Origin of the sequence: Endozoicomonas sp. ALB115, assembly GCF_049310245.1 — a bacterium.
Taxonomy (GTDB): Bacteria; Pseudomonadota; Gammaproteobacteria; order Pseudomonadales; family Endozoicomonadaceae; genus Endozoicomonas.
In genome coordinates this window covers 1-1,108 of the sequence record NZ_JBLYZG010000198.1, presented here as the reverse complement: position 1 = coordinate 1,108, position 1,108 = coordinate 1, and the positions used below count along the sequence as shown (strand labels likewise).

At 51.4% G+C, this 1,108-nt stretch carries 1 protein-coding gene; it reads right to left on the bottom strand.

Going from position 1 to position 1,108, the window contains the following annotated elements; translation table 11 throughout:
• On the bottom strand, window positions 1–1,108 hold a 1,108-nt coding region (locus ACO6VE_RS24605), incomplete at both ends, for an RAP domain-containing protein (protein ID WP_422464150.1).

Sequence of the window (1,108 nt, the reverse complement as noted above, 5' to 3'; positions counted from 1 at the left end):
TTAAATCCCGGTTCCAACGCTGTTTAACCGGAATTTCAATGACCTCAAACCCTGCTTTTTGCAACAGTGCAATTTTCAGCAGAGTCGAACCATTCCTGGTTTTGAAATCACCATTCACGTAATGAAATGGTCCCTGAATTTCAATCACCATGTTGTGCTCTGGCAGAAACAGGTCAACCGGAGGTAATAAGTTCAAACTCTTTTCTTCTTCAATCTTCAAAGAGGGAAGGCGTGATTGGAGTTGATCACGGAAGAAAGTTTGAGGTTCTGAAAGGGTTGCCCGGTAATGGGGGACGATCGGAAAGGGTCTGCCAAGCCAACTGGCGGCCATGGCAATGACGCGTTGATCCTTTTCATTGTCCGGGGGGGTATTTTCCAGGCGAGTAAGCAGGTCATCCAGGTGCTTTTCAAGCACGTTATTTTTATTGGCCTTGGAGACCAGAGACAACCTGGCACAGCATACCATTACGCCCCAGAGAGACATAAATATATTTTGCTGAGAGGACTGAGGGTTTTCACTGATTTTGTGAACAAGCGATTTGAAGATAGAGGTAACCACGTCCAGCTCAACGAGCTCACCGAGTTTCGCGGTGGCCCAAAGCAGGTTGGCGATTTCCTGTGGTTTAAAGTTAGCTTTCTGTGCGTACACCCGGGGCAACAACGCGGCCACGGCCTCGTTGAGACCAGGTATCTGCTCTTGCACGTTGTTCACCAGTTTTGCCATGCTCCACAGCAGGTTGGCGATATGCTGAGGAATAAATTGGTCTTTTTGTGTGTTCACGCAGGGCAACAACGCTGCCACGACCTCGTTGAGCTCTGGTGTCTGCTCCTGCCCGTTGTCCACCAGTTTCGCCATGGCCCACAGCAGGTTGGCGATCTGCTGAGGAATAAATTGGTCTTTCTGTGCGCTCACCCGGGGCAATAGCGCGGCCACGGCCTCGTTGAACTCTGGTGTCCGCTCCTGCCCGTAGTCCGTAAGTTTCGCCATGGCCCACAGCAGGTTGGCGATATTCTGAAGAATAAATTGGTCTTTCTGTGCGTTGACGCAGTGCAACAGCGTGGCCACGGCCTCGTTGAACTCTGGCGTCCGCTCCTGCCCGGAGTCCGC